The sequence below is a fragment of the Streptomyces sp. P6-2-1 genome, from assembly GCF_050613165.1.
In the GTDB taxonomy this organism is placed as follows: Bacteria; Actinomycetota; Actinomycetes; order Streptomycetales; family Streptomycetaceae; genus Streptomyces.
Map to the genome: position 1 here is coordinate 3822372 of NZ_CP192513.1, position 17316 is coordinate 3839687.

Consider the following 17316-nt stretch of genomic DNA (forward strand, 5'->3'; position numbering starts at 1 on the left):
CCCGCGCCTACACTGGTCGTGTGGTGAGCACCGACTGGAAGAGCGACCTCAGGCAGCGCGGCTACCGGCTGACGCCGCAGCGCCAGCTCGTTCTGGAGGCCGTCGACGCGCTCGAACACGCGACCCCCGACGACATCCTCTGCGAGGTGCGCAAGACGGCCTCGGGCATCAACATCTCGACGGTCTACCGCACCCTGGAGCTGCTGGAGGAACTGAACCTCGTCAGCCACGCGCACCTCGGCCACGGCGCCCCCACGTACCACCTCGCCGACCGCCACGACCACCTGCACCTGGTGTGCCGCGACTGCGCCGACGTCATCGAGACCGAGGCCGCGAGCGCCGACGCCTTCGCGCGCAAGCTCCGCGAGGAGTTCGGCTTCGAGACCGACCTCAAGCACTTCGCGATCTTCGGCCGCTGCCGCAACTGCCGCGAGGACCGCGAGCGCCCGGCCGCGGACGCCGCGCACCCCCGTACCCCGCCGGAATAACCCCGGCTCCCGCGGGGTCGTACCCTTCGTGGATATGAAGACGACCGAGTCGCAGAGCCCGCTCCTCACCCTTCCCGGAGCCGTCGCCGCCGAAGGCGTGGACGCCGGGGTCGCCGCGCACTACGGCGATCTCTTCCGCGAGCAACGCGCCCTCGCCGACGGGCGCGGCTTCGTCGACCTCTCGCACCGCGGGGTGCTCGCCGTCTCCGGGCCCGAGCGGCTCGCCTGGCTGCACCTGCTGCTCACGCAGCACGTCAGCGAGCTGCCCGCCGGGCAGGCCACCGAGGCCCTGGTCCTCTCCGCCAACGGCCACGTCGAGCACCACCTCTCGCTCGTCGACGACGGCACCACGACGTGGCTCCACGTCGAGCCCGGCACGCGCGAGGCCCTCGCCGCCTACCTGGAGAGCATGAAGTTCTTCTACCGCGTCGAGGTCGTGGACCGCACCGAGGAGTACGCGGTCGTGCACCTGCCCGCGGGGTCGATCACGCCGACGCCGCAGGGCGCGGCGGTGCGGGAGACCCCGGCGGGCAGGGACGTCTTCCTGCCCCGTGCGGAGCTTGCCGCCTTCGCCGAGGCCGCCGGGCCCGCGATCGGGCTGCTCGCCCTGGAGGCGCTGCGCGTCGAGGCGCACCGCCCCAGGCTCGGCTTCGAGACCGACCACCGCACCATCCCGCACGAGGTCGGCTGGCTCGCGAGCGCCGTCCACCTCGACAAGGGCTGCTACCGGGGCCAGGAGACCGTCGCGCGCGTCCACAACCTGGGGAAGCCCCCGCGCCGCCTCGTCTTCCTCCACCTGGACGGCAGCGAGGTCCACCTCCCGCCCCACGGCGCCCCGCTCCGCCTCGCCGCCGAGGGCCCCGAGAGCCGCGTACTCGGCTTCGTCACGACCTCGGCCCGCCACCACGAACTCGGCCCGATCGCGCTCGGCCTCATCAAGCGGAACGTGCCCGCCGACGCCCCGCTCCTGGCGGAGGAGACGGCGGCGGCGCAGGAAGTCGTGGTCGCCCCCTAGCCCGCGGGACTACATCTCCAGCAGGACGGTGAACGGCCCGTCGTTCGTCAGCGAGACCCGCATCGAGGCGCCGAAGCGACCCGTGGCGACCTGCGCCCCGAGCGCGCGCAGGCACCGTACGACCTCGTCCACGAGGGGCTCGGCGACCTCGCCGGGGGCCGCCGCGTTCCACGTGGGGCGGCGGCCCTTGCGCGCGTCCCCGTACAGCGTGAACTGGCTGACGACGAGGAGCGGGGCGCCGGTGTCGGAGCACGACTTCTCGTCGTGCAGCACCCGAAGGGACCACAGCTTCCTGGCCAGTTGAGCGGCCTTCGCCGGGGTGTCCTCGTGCGTCACCCCGACGAGGACGCACAGGCCCTCGCCCGTGATCTCCCCGACCACCTCGTCGGCCACGACGACACTGGCCCCGTCCACTCTCTGCACGACCGCTCGCATGGGCCCCATTCAACCGCGCCGCCCACGACGAAGGCCGAAAGGGGGGGCGCCCACCGGGGCGCACACCCCCACCCCGGGGCGCCCCCCTCCGCCCCCTTCGCTCCACCCCGTACGCCCTCATGCGCTGCGCCGCATGGCTGCATCCTGCCGGGCCCCCGCCTCCCGCCATCCCGGTCCGGACGTGCACACATAAAGCGGTAGCTAACGGTTCAACATCCCGCGAATGCGGCCAGTTGGACACAACGGCCGTCCGGCGGGAGCAGAATGCATCCAGCGCCGCGAGGCGCGGTCGAGGGGACGGAACCACATGAACAGCTCAGCCATGAGACACCCCGGGGCCCTCGCGGCCCCCACCACGCGCACCGAGGGCACCGCCCACGCCTGGGCCACGGCCTGCGCGCCGCGGTCGCGCGAGGGGGGGAGCGCGGAGACCGCGGCCCGCCTCGCGGGGCTCACGCTGCCCGAACTGCGCGAGCTGCGGCGGGTCTCGGGCCGCGAGGAGGCCGAACTCAGCTACGTACGAAGGATGCTGCACGGCCGGATCGACATCCTCACCGCCGAGATCCGCGGCCGCACCACGCCGCCCGCGCCGCCCGGACGGGGCACCCGGTCCACGCGGGACGCGCCGCCCGCGCCCCCGGCACCCCCCGTCCCCCGCTCCGCGCCCCCCGCCGTCGCGGGGCCGGGCGACGCCGACGTCGTCGCGCGCCTCGCGGGCATCCTGCGGGACGGACCGCCCCGGCACCGGTCGTCGGCACGGCACCTCGGCGTCGTGACGCCGGACGGCGAGGAGGCGGACCGGCTCGCGGGAACGATGCTCCAGGAGGTCGCCCTCTCGGACCTCGCGGCCCGTACCGACGAGGAGTTGTCGCGCGGCAGGGCCCGCCTGCTCGCGTACGAGGCGGACGTCTCGCGCCGCCGTCTCGCCCTCCAGCGCACCGCCGACGGGTGCAGCGCGGAGATCGCCCGCAGGTACCGTGAGGGAGAAGCGCAAGTAGACGACCTGCTCCTGTGACGAGGCGGTGATCCCGCCGCCCCCGGTCGTGCCGCCCCGCGGGGGCGTGCGGGACCGGGGGCCGAGGGGGCGGGACGCCCGCCCGGAAGGCCGTACCACCCCCCATGAGCACCATCTCGCCGCAGACCGTCGCCCCTGTCCTCGCCGAGGTCGTACGGTCAGGCTTCCCCGAGAGCAGGCACCGCGGCAGCCTCGTCCTGCTCGCCCCCGACGGCTCCGTCCGCACCGTCCTCGGTGACCCGGCCGCACCCGTCTTCCCGCGCTCGGCGAACAAGCCGATGCAGGCGGCCGCCGTGCTGCGCGCGGGACTCGACCTGGAGGGCCCCAGACTGGCCCTCGCCGCGGCGAGTCACTCCGGTGAGCCCTTCCACCGTTCGCTCGTAAGGACGATGCTCGCGGAGCACGGACTTGACCCCGCGCAGCTCCAGTGCCCGCCCGACCTGCCCCTCGATCCCGAGGAGGCCGAGACGTACCTCGCGGCCGGCGAGGTCAGGACCCGGCTCACCATGAACTGCTCGGGCAAGCACACCGCGATGCTCGCCGCCTGCAAGGCCGCGGGCTGGCCGACCGGCTCGTACCTCGACCCGGGGCACCCGCTCCAGCTCCTCGTGCGCGACTGCGTCGAGGAGGCCGCGGGCGAGGAGATCTCCGCGCTCGGCATCGACGGCTGCGGCGCGCCGCTCATGGCGCTGACCCTCACGGGCCTCGCCCGCGCCTTCCGCTCCTTCGTCCTCGCCGACCCGACGAGCGCCGAGGGCCGCGTCGCCGCGGCGATGCGCGCGCACCCGGAGTACGTGGCGGGCACGCGCCGCCCGGACACGTGGCTCATGCGGGCCGTTCCCGGGGTCCTCTCGAAGATGGGCGCCGAGGCCGTGCAGGCCGTCGCGCTCCCCGACGGCTCCGCGCTCGCCTTCAAGATCGACGACGGCGGCGGCCGCGCCCTGCGGACCGTCCTCGCGCGGGGCCTGGAACTCCTCGGCGTGGACGACCCGGTGATCGACCGCGTCGGGGACGTGCCGCTGACGGGTGGCGCGGCGGTGGTCGGGGAGGTGCGGTCGACGTTCTGAGGGGCCGCCGGTGCGGGACGGGCACGCCCCTCCCGCACCGGCGGGAAACCGGATGGCCCCCCTGCGGCCGCGCCGCCTAACCTGCCGCCATGCCCCTCGACATACGCCCCCTGACCGGCCCCGACGAACTCCCCGCCTGGCTCGGGGTGGTGCGCACCGCCTTCCTCGAACCGCTCACCGTCCCCGCCGAGCGCCTCGCCGAACTCGCCGCCGCCTTCGGCGAGTCCCGCTACACGGGCGCCTTCGACGAGGGCGGTTGCGCGGGCACGCTGCGTTCCTTCCCGCAGCGCGTCACGGCGGTCGGCGGCGGGCAGGTCGAGGCCGACGCCATCAGCGGGGTCTCCGTCGCGCCGACGCACCGCAGGCGCGGCGTCCTGCGCCGCATGATGGCCGCCGAGCTGGCGGGGGCGCAGGCGAGGGGCGAGGCGCTCGCGACGCTCATCTCGGCCGAGTACCCGATCTACGGGCGCTTCGGTTTCGGGCCCGCGACGCACTCGCTCGACTGGCGCGTCGATGTCGCCGCCACCGGCATCGACCGGCAGCGCGCGCTCCCCGCGGCCGACGGGCGGCTCGAACTCGTCGGCGCCGAGGCGGCCTTGGCGCACGGCCCGGCGCTGCACGCCCGCTTCCTCGCCACCCAGCCGGGCGCGATCAGCAGGGACGCCGCGTGGTGGCGCGCCCTCACCGGGACCGGCTGGCGCGCCCCGGGCTGGAAGGAGCCGGTGTACGTCCTGCACAGGGAGGCGGACGGCACCCCGGCGGGCCTGCTCTGCTACGAGGCGGACGACACCTCCCGTACCGCCAGGGTCCACGATTTCCTGGCCACGACGCGGACCGCCCGGCGCGCGCTGTGGACGTACCTGTGCACGATCGACCACGTCACGCACGTCGAGGCGTACCACAGGGCCCCGGACGACGTCCTCCCGCTGCTGCTGCCCGATCCGCGCGCGGCGAGGATCACGCGCCTCACCGACTTCCTGTGGGTGCGGGTGCTCGACGTCGTCGCGGCCTTCGAGGCCCGTACGTACGAGGCACCCGGCAGCCTCGTGCTCGGCGTCACCGACGCGAGCGGCCCGGCGGCGGGCACGTACAGGCTGACGGCGGGAGCGGACGGCAAGGGGCAGGTCGAGCGGACCGAGGAGGAACCCGAACTCGTGCTCGACGTCTCCTGCCTGGCGCGGCTCTGGCTGGGGGACGGCTCCCCGCTCGCGCTCGCGGAAGCGGGGCTGGTGGCCGAGCGCGCGGCGGGGGCGGCGGCCCGCGCCGAACGGGTGCTGCGCACCGCCCGGCGCCCCTGGTGCCCCGACGGTTTCTGAGCCGTACCGCCCCGCGTCACCCAAAACCTCGCCGTGCTACGCGCGTTGACCGTATCCTGCCGCCCGTACGGGCACCGTGTCCGTACAGGCTCCGCACAGCGAATCTCCCGAGCGCACGAGGGGACCCCTATGCCCGCCACGCCACCCCGCCCGCCCCGAAGAGGCCGCCGCCTCCTGACCGTTGCCGCAGGACTGGCCACCGTGGCCGCGCTGACGGCCGCGAGCCCGGCGGCGGCACACGGCCACCCGGCACCCGGCCACCCGTCGCACGGCAAGCCGGGGCACGGACAGCCGGCGCACGGCAAGCCGTCGCACGGTCACCCTGGCCACGGTCACCCGGGTCACGGGAACGGCCCCGAGCCCGCCCCGAACTCCCGTACCGTCGATGTCCAGTTGCTCTCCTTCAACGACTTCCACGGCAATCTCGAACCCCCGGCGGGCTCCTCCGGAGCCCTCACCGAACTCCAGCCGGACGGGACGACGAAGACGGTCGAGGCGGGCGGCGTCGAGTACCTGGCCTCCTCGCTCCGTACGGCGCGCAAGGGCCACCCGTACTCGGTGACGGCGGCGGCGGGGGACCTCATCGGCGCGAGCCCGCTTCTGTCGGGGCTCTTCCACGACGAACCGACGATCGAGGCGATGAACAAGCTCGACCTCGATGTCACGAGCGTCGGCAACCACGAGTTCGACGAGGGTGCCACCGAGCTGTCCCGGATGCAGAACGGCGGTTGCCACCCGGACGACGGCTGCTACGAGAAGGGCAAGAAGTTCCGGGGCGCCGACTTCCCCTACCTCACGGCGAACGTGACGAAGGAGAAGACGGGCAAGCCGCTCCTGAAGCCGTACTGGGTGTGGAAGAAGAACGGCGTCAAGATCGGCTTCATCGGCGTCACGCTCGAAGGCACGCCCGACATCGTCACGGCGGAGGGCGTCAAGGGCCTGACGTTCCACGACGAGGTCGAGACGATCAACACGTACGCGAAGGAACTCGACAAGCAGGGCGTGAAGTCGATCGTGGCGCTCATCCACGAAGGCGGACTGCCCGCGAGCGGCGCGTACAACGCCGACTGCGACGCGCCGACGGCGGGCGGCGGGATCTCCGGCCCGATCGTGGACATCGCGAAGGGCATCAGCCCCAAGGTGGACGCGCTCGTCACGGGCCACACGCACAACGCGTACGTGTGCACGATCCCGGACCCGGCGGGCAATCCGCGCCTGGTCACCTCGGCGTCCTCCTTCGGCCGCCTGTACACGGACACCACTCTCACGTACGACCGCCGCACGCACGACATCGTCCGTACGAAGGTGGAGTCGGCGAACCACGTGGTGAGCCGTACGCAGCCGAAGGCCGCCGACATGACGGCCCTCATCAGCCGCTGGAACACCCTGGCGGCCCCGGTCGCGAACCAGGCGGTCGGCTACATCTCCGGTGACGTCCCGCGCGGTACGGAGCCCGAGCAGCCGCTCGGCGACCTGATCGCGGACGCGCAGCTCGCCCACGCGAAGACCCTGGACCCGAGCACGTCGCTCGCGCTCATGAACCCGGGCGGCATCCGCGCGGACCTCGTGCACGCGGCGAGCGGCAGCGAGGGCGACGGCGTCGTGACCTACGGCGAGGCGTTCACGGTGCAGCCCTTCAGCAACACGGTCAACCTCGTGACGCTGACGGGCGCGCAGCTCGTGAGCGCGCTGGAGGAGCAGGTGAGCGGCCCGAACGAGAACTCTCCGAAGATCCTCCAGGTCTCGCAGGGCCTGACGTACCGGCTCGACCTGACGAAGTCCGGAGCCGCCAGGGTCGACACCGCGTCGATCCGCCTGAACGGGGAGCCGATCGACCCCGCGGCCTCCTACCGCGTCGCGATGAACAGCTTCCTCTCCGGCGGAGGCGACGGCTTCACGTCCCTGGGCCAGGGCACCGACCCCCTGGTCGGCGGCGACGACCTGGCGGCCTTCAACGACTACCTGACGGCCAACTCCTCGGCATCGAGCCCCCTGCCCCCACCGAAGGCGGACCGCATCACGGTCCTCAAGTGAGCACCTGATCCCACCCCCACCGGGGCCCCGTACCTGCCGCGTGACGGCGGGGAACGGGGCCCTTGCGCGTCGGGAAACGCCGGCGGTGAAGCGGCGGACAATGCGCGATGTGATCAGGGCAGAGGGCGAGTATCGCCCGATAGCGGACCGAAACGACAGCCAGGAGCGTGCACCGGTGCTGCTGGGATTCCGCTCGACGAACCACAAGTCCCTCCGGGACACCACGGAACTCGTGCTGACGAAGTCCGGCTTCGCCGCGGTGCGCCCGAAGGACGGCGACTGGGGGGGGCGGTCACCAACCGGGTGGCGGGGCTCTTCGGGGCGAACGCTTCCGGGAAGACGACGGTGCTGGACGCGATGGCGTTCGCGGGCAGGGCGATCAATGAGTCCGCCCTGTGGAGCTACCGGCAGAAGGTCCTCGTAAGCCTTTCCCGCTCGATGCTGATCCCCCCGCCGGGCCGACCATCCGTCTCGTGTCGCCTGCACCGGCTCCTCACCCGGCACGTGGTGTCCGCGGACTTCTCCGAGCGGAACCAGACCGGAGGCATGCGCCTGGTCACCTGCGGCCTGCTGGCCGCGCTCGCCCACCCCCTTCGTGCGGGTGCCGCTTGATGAGGACGCGGCAGTCGGTGGCACGGGAGTAGTCCCCGACCGCCTCGGCGGCCACCTCCTGGCGCCTCAACTCGGCGCATCGCGCACACACTTCCTCCGGGGCGGCACTCACCCCCGTACCTCCGCCCAGACCCGCTTCCCCCACGGCTTCGACTCCGTCCCCCATTGCGTCGCGTACGTCTCCACGAGCAACAGCCCCCGCCCACGGAGGGCTTCGGGCCCTGCCGGGCGCAGCACGGGGCGGGCGCGCGAGGAGTCCGAGACCGCGATCTCCGCGCCTCGCCCGTCGAGTCGCGCCACCACGACCCGGATCGTCTCGCCCCGCGCGTGCGTGACCGCGTTCGCGACGAGTTCCGACACGACGAGCGTGGCGGCGTCCGCGAGCGCGTCGAGCCCCCACACCGCGAGCGCCAGGCGGACCAGCCGCCGCGCCGGAGCCGCCGACTCGCCGATACGGGGCAGCACTTCGTTGTAAGCGGGCACGCCGACGCCGGAGGCGAAGGCGCCGGGGGCGCGGTCCGCGCAGGGGGCGAGGTCGTCGTACTCGTTCACGTCGTTCCGCTCCTCGGCGGTCAGCCGTACGCCGTTCGGGTGAGGTAGCGGGACGAAGGGGCGTGGGCGGGCGGGGGGCCCGCCTCCGGCGGCCGGAGTGCTGGGGATGGGGTTCAGGTGCATGTGAGGACCTCGACTTACAGGTGAGAAGGCCGAGACGCTCGGAATCCCCTCACTGAGCGCGATCGCTCCGTCACGGAATCCGCAAGAAGAGTGTGACGTGCCGCACCCGTAACCGGCAAGTGAGTCACCTAAATTCAAAATCGATGGAATATTCGGTTGCTCGATTGCGGCACCCGGCGCGGTACATTCAGCACCAGCGGGGGTGCGGAGCCACCTATCGGTTCGTCAACACACCCCGTAGCTGCCAGACTTCACCTGTGCCCGCTCACCCACCGGAGGTGTCAGCACCACATGCCGAACCAGAGGGCCGTCCCCACCCTGCGCCGCAGGCGACTGGGCAATGAGCTGCGAAGGCGTCGCACCGCTGCCGGCCTGGAGAGCCGCGCGGCGGCCGAGGCGATGGGCTGGGCCGAGAGCAAGTACTCGCGCGTCGAGAACGCGAAGGGGAGGGTGACTCCCCAGGAGGTCGAGTCGCTGCTCAAGCTCTTCGGCGCGGAGGACCCGCAGGTCGTGACAGCGCTGACGAACCTGGCCAAGGATGCGGGTAAGCGAGGGTGGTGGCGGCCGTACGGGGATGTGCTGGTCGACTCGTACCGGGACTTTCTCGACCTGGAGGCGGACGCTGACGCCGAACAGGTGACCGGCCCCGTAATGCCTGGCCTGCTTCAAACCAGCGCCTACGCCCGCGAGATCATCGCGGCCACGGGGATTACCCAGACCCAAGAGGAAGTGCACGCTCTCGCGGAACTTCGTCGGGCGCGGCAAGCCATACTCACTACGCGTCCGGGCGGTCGTGCCCCGCTCAAACTGTGGGCCGTGATCCACGAAGCAGTGCTTCACATGACCTCGGCCGAGCAGCCCCACATGATGCGCGAGCAGTTGCGGCACCTGCTCGACATGTCCGATCTGCCGAATGTCACCATTCAGGTGCTTGATCTACGGGGGACGGCCCACCCCAGCATGATCGGACCGATCGAGATCGTGCACTTCCCGGACCCGTGGCCGACAGTGGTCAACCTGGAGAATCTCCAGGGCAGCCACTTTGTTGAAGGCGCCGAGGACGTGAAGGTGTTCGAGGACGCCTTCGCTCGCGTGGTCGCCACAGCCCTGTCTGTGGATGCTTCACGCATGAAGATCAGAAACATCATGAACGGAATGGACACGTGACAACTCTTCTGGCGTCTGGCCTGCGCACACGCGATCTCATGGGGGCGGGCTGGTTCAAGTCCTCCTACAGCGCTGGCGCCAACAACTGTGTCGAGGCAGCACGGCTCCCCGGCGGCATCGCCCTCCGCGACTCGAAGGACACCTCCCTCACCCCTCTCCGCTACACCTCCGCCCAGTGGACCGCGTTCTGCGACGGGGTCGTCTCCGGCGCCCTCTGATCACCGCACCACCTCACGATGGGGCCCTCCTCGGAGCAAGCGGGGAGGGCCCGCTGTCATGCCCCGGCCCCACGTATGCGAGGCACTGTTGCCGGTGGTCGGTTCGGGTGCTGTCATGGCGCTACGGCTCAGTCGCCACCACCGGCGCTCGACTGCCCCGTTCAGTAGGAGGGACGCATCATGACCGATCCCGCTCCACACCTCGCCTGGTTCAAGTCCTCGTACAGCAACGCCGCCAACAACTGCATTGAGGCGGCCTGGTTCACGTCCTCCTACAGCACCGGGGCGGAGAACTGCGTCGAAGCGGCGCCGTTGCCCGACGCCATCGCCATCCGCGACTCGAAAGACACCGCGCTCACCCCGCTCCGCTACCCCGCCCCGCAGTGGGCCGACTTCTGCGCCGCTCTCGCCGCCGACGTGCTCTGAGCCACCGGCCCGCGTGGGCGGGTCCACTCGCCTCGCTTTGTCTTCGGCCCCAGCGCCCCACCGGCCGGCTGGATCGGGCCGGAGGCGGGGCGGAGTTGCGGTGGGCGTGGCTTGGGACCGTACCTTCTGAGGAGAGAACGACTCGGCGGGTGGCCGGGGGCCGGTCTCAGGGGCCGGTGCGGTCGCCGCCCGGAGGGACCCGCCTCAGCGCTTGCGGGGGAGTGCGCTCCGCCGCCTGGCTTCGGGACCAGCCGATACATCGAGCGCGGGAAGACCGGACTGGACGTTTCCGGCCGTCCCCCTCGGCTGCACGAGCTTCGGCGAGCCGGAACGCGGCGGCGAGCCCTGGTCCCTGCGGGATGTGCACGGCCGGGCTCTTCCGTGTTTCCGCAGGTGGGACCAGCCGTGAAAGTCGGGACCCGGTACGGCCGTACGGGCCGGGGAAGCCGGGACCTCGATCGGCTCGCGCCTTCTTCCAAAGAACTGGCAGAAAGAACCAACCTGCCTTCCGGCCGTCGTCCTGTGGCTCCGGGATTCGCGTGCGCGTGTGCGCCGGTGCGCGAGGAGCCGCGCGGGCGCGGAGGCTTCACTCTGTTGGGTGATAGATCGGGATATCGGGGAGAACTGGGGTTTGGCGGGCATATGCTCCGGCCAACGGCCATGTAAATGGCCCCCGTCGGGAGTCGCGATCCCGAGGCGGGGGCCGACCACGAAGGAAGCCTGAAGACCTTCCCCGTGGATGACCACAAGGAAACAGACCTTCCCTATGGATGCCTCACAGCTTATCCGCCGTCGGCGTGCCTCGCGGGGCGTTACGCACGTCCGGACTCGCCTCGACCGCGAGTTCTGCGTCGTCTCCAACGCATTGGCCCAGCACAGGAACCTCGACTACCTCGCGATCGGCATCGCCACGTACATGCTTTCCGTCCCCGAAGGGACGAAGGTCTCGATCAAGGCGTTGACGGAACGCGATCCGCACCACGGCGAGCACGCCATCTCCGGCGCCCTCCGGCGGCTCGAAGCGGTCGGCTTCCTGCGCCGCGAGACCTCCCGGCTTCCCACCGGCAGGATCATCACGCGCACCTTCATCCACACCGTCCCGGTCCGGGACGACGGACCGGAGGCGGTCTTGGTCGAGCCCGTCGTGGCGGAGCCCGCAGGGGCCGTACGGGAGGAGGCGCGCCCGGCCGTACGGGAGGAGCGTTCCGCGTCCGTACGGGAGACGCACCCGGCGCCCGTACGGGAGGAGGCGCCCGTACGGGAGGAGGCGCCCGTACGCGAGGAGGCGCGTGCTGCGCCGGAGAGGGTGCCCGCGCCCGTACGCGACACCGCGTCCGCCGTCGCGGCGCCTGCCGCCCCGGCCCCGCCGCCCCGTACGCACGTCGTCGCCGCCCACGTCCTCTCGACCCTTCACCGGGAGGACCCCCGGCTCGTCCTCCCCGAGAGGGACCTCGCGCGGCTCACGCCGCTCGCCGCCGCGTGGCTGGAGCGGGACCTGGACCGGGACGTGTTGCGCGCCGCGCTGCTCGCGCAACTGCCGCAGCACATCCACCGGCCCGCCGCCTTCCTCGCGCACCGCCTCGTCAGCGACCTCCCCGCGCGGCCCGCGAAGCTGCCGACCACCTTCAGGGCCGATTCAGCGCCCGTCGAGCCCGCGAACCTTCCCGACGTACGGCTCTCCCGCTGGTGGCACAGCTGCGACGTCTGCGAGCGGGCCTTGCGGGACGGGCCGGGGCGGTGCCGGGATTGTCAGGCGGAGCGGGGCTCTGCCGCCGACAGGTGGTGAGCGGTCGGGGGCCGGGACTCAGTCCAGGCAGAACTCGTTGCCCTCGATGTCCTGCATCGTGACGCACGACTCGTTCTCCTCGTCTGCGAGTTGGGTGTACAGGTGGACCGCGCCGAGGGCTTCGAGACGGGCCTGTTCCGCTTGGAGCGTCGCGAGGCGCTCGTCCCCGACGAGGCCCTTGCCCGCCCGTACGTCGATGTGGACGCGGTTCTTGACCGTCTTGCCCTCGGGCACGCGCTGGAAGAGCAGGCGCGGACCCGCGCCCGTCGGGTCGGAGCAGGCGAAGTAGCCCGGCTGCTCCTCGCGCGGGACGGCGCGTCCGTACTCCGCCCAACTCCCGTACTCCTCGGACGCTTCGGGAAGGACGTAGCCGAGGACCTCGCACCAGAAGGCGGCGAGGCGGACGGGATCGGCACAGTCGACGGTCACTTGGATTTCACGGATCGCGGGCACCGGAGCACCGTAAGGGGAAGGGAAGGGCGGGGCCAGCCGATTTACGGGCCGGTGCGCGGGCCCGTCACGCGCCCCGTCACGCGGTGGCGCCGTCGAGGTCCGAAGGCGGCGGGTGCGGACGCCGCCGATTTCCTCGCCCTCGCGACGGAGTCGGCGGGCGTACGCGGGTGCCGACGTCATCGGGCACAGCATGGGCGGGGCCATCGCCGTCCTCCTCGCCGCGCGGTACGCGCACCTCGTGGGGCGGGTGGCGCTCCAGCGGAGCGAGGTGGCGGCGGCCGGTACGGAGGTACGGGGCGTACGGGAGCGGCACGCCGTCCCCCGTGCGTACCTCCACCCCGAGGTGGACGGCTCGGTCCCCGGGGCGGAGGCGTTGCGCGCGGCGGGCGTGCGGGTGAGGGCCGTACCGGAGTGCGGGCACCACAACATGCTGGACAGCCCGGAGGGATTCGCGCGAGCGGTGGCGGAGGCGCTCCGGACGTGATTCCCGGCGATTGCACGGGAGTTGTGTGGGCCTGCGGGCCCCCGGCCCTGGTGGGCACGCGGTGTACCGGACTAGTTTCGGTGCGTGCCAGGAACGTCGGAGTCCGGGGGGAACGATGGCCGCCGAGGAAGCGAAGCCCAAGGTCGACAATCCGGATCGCGCACGGCTTGAGGGCCTGCGCCAGGCGTTGGTGAACGAGCGGACGGACCTCGTCCTCGCCTTCGAGCCGGCCGAGACGGAGGTCGGCAAGGGGAGCGCGACCGCCGCGCTGGCCTGGGTGGGCGATACGGCCGAGCGGTGGCACGGCGAGGTGGCGGGGCACCGCACGAAGGTGCGCGAACGCATCGACGCCGTACTCGAAGACGTACGGCGCCGTATCAACTCCATGCCCGCGCAGGTGACTCCGGAAGAGGCGGCGGCGATGAGCCGCAACCGGCGGATGCTCTGAAGAGGCGCTGAGAGGGAAGGGAAAGCGCATGGACCCGGACGCCACCTCGGGGAATTTCTCCGGGATCGACCCGGACAGGTTCAAGAAGGTCATCGCTTCGGTCGAGCACGGTCACGAGACCCTTCGCGACCGGGCCCTGTACTTCAAGAACCAGCTCGCGAGCTACGGAATCGGGCAGAGCGAACTCCAGGGGATCGTGCACAGCGCCTCATGGGCGAGGGACGAACTGCCCATGCTGAAACGGAGATACCACCTCTCCCTGGCGGAGGGCGCCCCCGGATTCGCGGGGCACGAGGGCATGGTGCGGATCAACGAGGCGCTGGTGAACCCGGCGGCGGTGAAGGAGGCAAGACGGGCGGCCAAGCGCGCCGTCGCCCTCGCGAAGAAGGACCCGAAGGACCTGAGCGCGTCCGAATTCGACGAACTGAACACCCTGCTGGCGGACAACCGCGACGAATACCCCTTCGCGGAGACATTCGCGGCGGCACTGGGGGCGAAGGGGACGCTGCTGTTCTGGGACGGGCTGTCCCTTGCGGGGTCGCCCCCACGCGGCGGGGGCGGCGGGATCGCGGCGAGACAGGAGCAGTGGGGGGACTTCCAGCGGAACCTGAGCCTCACCCTCGCCGCCGCCACGAACTCCGACACGCTTGCGATGAAGGCGTGGAAAAGGGACATGATCGCGCTGGGCGGCAAGCGGATACGCGAGGGCGACACGGCGGCCGGCTCCGGTCCGGACGGCTTCGTCGTCATGAGCAACCTCATGCGGTACGGGGATTTCGACGACGCCTTTCTGACGGACTACGGAACGGCGCTCGTGACGAAGGACCGCGAGAACCAGTTCAGCCGGGGAGTCGGCTACCACGGCGACGCGATGGACGGCGGCATCTCCCACCACGCCGGCAACGACCTGGGCAACGACCCCATGACGGGCTTCATGAAGGCGCTTGCCAACAGCCCCGACGCGGCCACGACATTCTTCGCGGCAGAGGGCAAGGACGCCAAGGGCAAGAAGCAGTCCCATTTCACGTACCTCTTCGAGACCAGAAAATGGCCCGACGACAGCGCCCCCGGCAAGGAAAGCGTGACGGGCCTGAACTCCCTGGGGCACGCGCTGGAGGCGGCGACGACGGGGCATCGGCTGGGTGACGTCGCAACGGCGGACGACTTGAAGCACTCGAAGGCACAGGCGGAGTTGTTTCGGGACATCGTGCACTCGGTCGCGTACGACCGAGACCGTCTGCTGAAACGCGGTTTCCTGTCGGACAGCATGGCAAACATGTCGGCTGAGTACATGCCGGACCTCAAGGAAGCGATCAGTCACGACCGGCAGTTCGCCAAGGAACTCTATGCCGTGACGGGCGTGCGGGCTCCGCTCAAGCAGGATGAACCCGATGCCGCCCTCTTTCTGTACACGGTGGGGAAAAATAAGGAGGGGTTCGACCGGCTGAACATAGGCGAGCATGCCTACTCAGCACAGCTTATGCAGGCGTTTGACGGCGGGGCCGATTTGGGGCACTATCCGAGAAACCGCGAGCAAACTATCGATCAACTGGCCTGGGACTCCGGATACTTCCAAGGAATCATCATCGGGGGGAAGAACGCCGAGATCGCGCACGGGCATGCCGAGGAGCAGGCCAGAAGCGACGGCTGGAAGGAGGGGGTGAGCACGTGGGGTGGGACGCTCGTGGGCACTGCGACCGGCCTCGTGACCTCTCGATTCACCGGTCCGGGGAGTGATCTCGCCGGAGACCTCGCAGGCACCGCCGCAGACGAAGTGTTCAACGGGATTGTTGATGGGTTCGGGAAAGACGGAAAGGAGAAGGCGCAAGTGTACGAGGATTTTTCCAAGGATTCAAAAGTGCACTTCTCCGTCCTCACGACTGTGCAGGAGGCTGCTAAAGCTGCGTCACATGACCCGGGAGCCGCGTCGAGGGCAGGTACGAGGGCGGGAGAAGGGCTCGCTGACGCGAAGACTCTGGTGAGTGGGTTCGAGAACGCCTCTCTGGAGGAGAATTCCTGACCGGGATGGAGTGCGGGAGTGGCGAGGTTTCTGACAATGACCGCCAAAACGAAAATTATACTGAGCATGGCCCTCGCGGCTGTGTTTTTCGCCGGAGGATTGGGGATAGCGGCGTGGCAAGGAGCCCTTGCTGACGGGCGGGGCCATATCGCTGCCGGGGATGTTTGCTCGAACGTTCCGCATCGGGAACGTGCGGCGGAAATTTTTCGATCCGTGTTGCCCGAGAATACTTCTTACTCTTTCGCGCCGCTGATGAAACATGGTGATGATATCTTCGCGAGCGGATGTGACGTCTATGGTGGCAAGTTGAGGGACCGGCAATACCTGCTGAACTTCTATGCGCACCGGACGGCGCTCGGCTGGACCGAAGCGCGGGATGGTGAGGTCGTCCATCGGGAGTACGGGGTGGGGCTGGAGCCGTTCGAAGCCGGGGACAAGGCGTGGGCGGGGCCGAGAATGGCTTTTGTCGGGACGACTTGTCGGAAGAAGGTGACGACGAAGCCGGAAATGAATCGCATGGTGGTGACCGTCATCGCGCAGACGCCGCTCGAAGCGAGCGACGCCAAGTCCACGTCGGTGCTCAAGGAACTCGCCGTCGACTTCGCCCGGCAGGTGCACAGGGACGCCGAGTGCGAGGTGCCCGCGCGGTTGCCGGAGGGGTGATGGGCCCGGGGCCCCTCGGGGGCAGGTTCCGCGTCAGCGGTTGTCCGAGAGGGTGGCCGGGTCGGTGTTGGCTCCGCAGAGGATGACTGCCACGCGTTCCTCCGGGGCGGGGATGAAGGCGGAGGTCGTCAGGGCCGACAGGGCCGTTGCCGCCGCGTGTTCCACTGCCAGGCGGTGGTGGTCCCAGAGGTCGCGGCGGGTGCGGACGATCGCCTCGTCCGGGACGGTCAGGAGCGTGGACAGCGGGTGCTGGGCGGCCGTCAGCGCCAACTCCGTCGCTCGGCGCGCTCCCAGGGAGTCCGCCGCCACCGAGTCCGGCACCACGTCGATCACTTCGCCGACCCGCGCCGCCTCCCACAGCGCCGCGCAGTGCGTCGGTTCCACGCCCACCGTGCGGATGCCGTGGTGGTGGGCCGCCGTCGCGACCCCAGCGAACAGGCCGCCGCCGCCGACCGCCACCACGACCGTGTCCAGGCCGGGGACCTGCTCCAGGATCTCCTCCAGCAGCGTGCCCGCGCCCGCCGCGATCAGCGCGTCGTCGTACGCGTGCGAGAGCAGCGCGCCGGAGCCGGCGGCGAACTCCGCGCAGGACGCCGCCGCCTCCGCGTACTCCCTGCCCACGAGCCGCACCCGCGCCCCGTACTCCGCGAGCCTGTCCACCTTCACCCGCGGCGCGTTCTGCGGCAGGAACACCGTCGCCGGTACGCCCGCCTCGCGCGCCGCCCACGCGCACGCGAGCCCCGCGTTCCCGCCCGAAGCGATCGTCACCCCGGCCTCCGGGAGCGTGCCCGCCTCGCGGTGCGCCGCGACGAAGTTCCACGCCCCGCGCGCCTTGAAGCTCCCCGTGTGCTGCGTGAACTCCAGGGCGTTCCACACCCCGGGCGCGAAGGGTGCCACGGCGGCCCGTCGCACGTGCCCGGCGATCCTGTCGCGCGCCGTCCTGATCTCGTCGTACGTCAGCGGGGGCATGGGTCTCCTGGAGGGCGCGCGCCGG

Annotated in this window: 19 protein-coding genes; 15 read left to right on the forward strand and 4 right to left on the reverse strand. The window is 71.1% G+C overall.

Features of this window, described 5'->3' with window-relative positions:
- The first annotated feature begins 20 nt into the window (after window positions 1-20).
- Together ACQYWQ_RS16465 and ACQYWQ_RS16470 are read left to right on the forward strand one after the other, a co-directional pair.
- Window positions 21-488, forward strand: a complete 468-nt coding sequence (locus ACQYWQ_RS16465) for a Fur family transcriptional regulator (protein WP_431035468.1) — start codon at window positions 21-23, stop codon at window positions 486-488.
- 34 nt (window positions 489-522) lie between these two features.
- Window positions 523-1503 carry a YgfZ/GcvT domain-containing protein gene (locus ACQYWQ_RS16470; protein ID WP_431035470.1) on the forward strand — a complete coding sequence of 327 codons (981 nt, stop codon included), beginning with the start codon at window positions 523-525 and terminating at the stop codon, window positions 1501-1503.
- Window positions 1504-1512: 9 nt separating this feature from the next.
- Here the strand turns inward: ACQYWQ_RS16470 and dtd are convergent, their stop codons facing one another.
- Entirely contained in the window at window positions 1513-1938 is a 426-nt protein-coding gene (dtd, locus tag ACQYWQ_RS16475) for a D-aminoacyl-tRNA deacylase (protein WP_431035472.1), read from the reverse strand.
- A 322-nt stretch (window positions 1939-2260) separates the two neighbouring features.
- Here dtd and ACQYWQ_RS16480 point away from each other — a divergent pair, with 322 nt between their 5' ends.
- From ACQYWQ_RS16480 to ACQYWQ_RS16500, 5 genes are all read left to right on the forward strand, one after another.
- Complete coding sequence (locus ACQYWQ_RS16480) at window positions 2261-2953, forward strand: ABC transporter substrate-binding protein (RefSeq protein WP_431035474.1); 693 nt, start codon at window positions 2261-2263, stop codon at window positions 2951-2953.
- Window positions 2954-3057: 104 nt separating this feature from the next.
- On the forward strand, window positions 3058-4020 hold the full coding sequence (locus ACQYWQ_RS16485; RefSeq protein ID WP_431035476.1) for an asparaginase: 963 nt from the start codon (window positions 3058-3060) through the stop codon (window positions 4018-4020).
- 89 nt (window positions 4021-4109) lie between these two features.
- A complete protein-coding gene (locus ACQYWQ_RS16490) occupies window positions 4110-5336 on the forward strand; it encodes a GNAT family N-acetyltransferase (protein WP_431035477.1) in 1227 nt (408 codons plus the stop codon).
- 129 nt (window positions 5337-5465) lie between these two features.
- A complete protein-coding gene (locus tag ACQYWQ_RS16495) occupies window positions 5466-7370 on the forward strand; it encodes a bifunctional metallophosphatase/5'-nucleotidase (protein WP_431035479.1) in 1905 nt (634 codons plus the stop codon).
- 345 nt (window positions 7371-7715) lie between these two features.
- Window positions 7716-7982: a hypothetical protein gene (locus ACQYWQ_RS16500; RefSeq protein ID WP_431035481.1), complete on the forward strand. Its 267-nt coding sequence runs from the start codon at window positions 7716-7718 to the stop codon at window positions 7980-7982.
- A 108-nt stretch (window positions 7983-8090) separates the two neighbouring features.
- On the opposite strand, the gene ACQYWQ_RS16505 is transcribed toward ACQYWQ_RS16500, so the two are convergent.
- Complete coding sequence (locus ACQYWQ_RS16505; RefSeq protein WP_431035483.1) at window positions 8091-8534, reverse strand: ATP-binding protein; 444 nt, start codon at window positions 8532-8534, stop codon at window positions 8091-8093.
- Between the two features lie 414 nt (window positions 8535-8948).
- Between ACQYWQ_RS16505 and ACQYWQ_RS16510 the strand changes: the two genes are divergently transcribed.
- The 4 genes from ACQYWQ_RS16510 (at window position 8949) to ACQYWQ_RS16525 (ending at window position 12254) form a co-directional block, all read left to right on the forward strand.
- Complete coding sequence (locus tag ACQYWQ_RS16510) at window positions 8949-9824, forward strand: helix-turn-helix domain-containing protein (protein ID WP_431035485.1); 876 nt, start codon at window positions 8949-8951, stop codon at window positions 9822-9824.
- A complete protein-coding gene (locus ACQYWQ_RS16515) occupies window positions 9821-10042 on the forward strand; it encodes a DUF397 domain-containing protein (protein WP_431035487.1) in 222 nt (73 codons plus the stop codon). The genes ACQYWQ_RS16510 and ACQYWQ_RS16515 overlap by 4 nt, the downstream gene beginning before the upstream one ends.
- Before the next feature lie 180 nt (window positions 10043-10222).
- Complete coding sequence (locus ACQYWQ_RS16520) at window positions 10223-10468, forward strand: DUF397 domain-containing protein (RefSeq protein WP_431035489.1); 246 nt, start codon at window positions 10223-10225, stop codon at window positions 10466-10468.
- 865 nt (window positions 10469-11333) lie between these two features.
- Entirely contained in the window at window positions 11334-12254 is a 921-nt protein-coding gene (locus ACQYWQ_RS16525; protein WP_431035490.1) for a hypothetical protein, read from the forward strand.
- Between the two features lie 18 nt (window positions 12255-12272).
- Here ACQYWQ_RS16525 and ACQYWQ_RS16530 read toward each other — a convergent pair whose 3' ends face one another.
- Window positions 12273-12707 carry a VOC family protein gene (locus ACQYWQ_RS16530; protein WP_431035492.1) on the reverse strand — a complete coding sequence of 145 codons (435 nt, stop codon included), beginning with the start codon at window positions 12705-12707 and terminating at the stop codon, window positions 12273-12275.
- Between the two features lie 190 nt (window positions 12708-12897).
- Here ACQYWQ_RS16530 and ACQYWQ_RS16535 point away from each other — a divergent pair, with 190 nt between their 5' ends.
- From ACQYWQ_RS16535 to ACQYWQ_RS16550, 4 genes are all read left to right on the forward strand, one after another.
- The gene (locus ACQYWQ_RS16535; protein WP_431035494.1) at window positions 12898-13191 is read left to right on the forward strand and encodes an alpha/beta fold hydrolase; all 294 of its coding nucleotides are present in this window, start codon (window positions 12898-12900) and stop codon (window positions 13189-13191) included.
- Between the two features lie 115 nt (window positions 13192-13306).
- Window positions 13307-13639, forward strand: a complete 333-nt coding sequence (locus ACQYWQ_RS16540) for a hypothetical protein (RefSeq protein WP_431035495.1) — start codon at window positions 13307-13309, stop codon at window positions 13637-13639.
- A 28-nt stretch (window positions 13640-13667) separates the two neighbouring features.
- Window positions 13668-15659 (forward strand): hypothetical protein, encoded by a 1992-nt coding sequence (locus ACQYWQ_RS16545; protein WP_431035496.1) that lies wholly within the window; start codon window positions 13668-13670, stop codon window positions 15657-15659.
- A 36-nt stretch (window positions 15660-15695) separates the two neighbouring features.
- Entirely contained in the window at window positions 15696-16322 is a 627-nt protein-coding gene (locus ACQYWQ_RS16550) for a hypothetical protein (RefSeq protein WP_431035498.1), read from the forward strand.
- A gap of 33 nt (window positions 16323-16355) precedes the next feature.
- Here the strand turns inward: ACQYWQ_RS16550 and ACQYWQ_RS16555 are convergent, their stop codons facing one another.
- A complete protein-coding gene (locus tag ACQYWQ_RS16555; RefSeq protein WP_431035500.1) occupies window positions 16356-17291 on the reverse strand; it encodes a serine/threonine dehydratase in 936 nt (311 codons plus the stop codon).
- Between the last annotated feature and the right edge of the window lie 25 nt (window positions 17292-17316).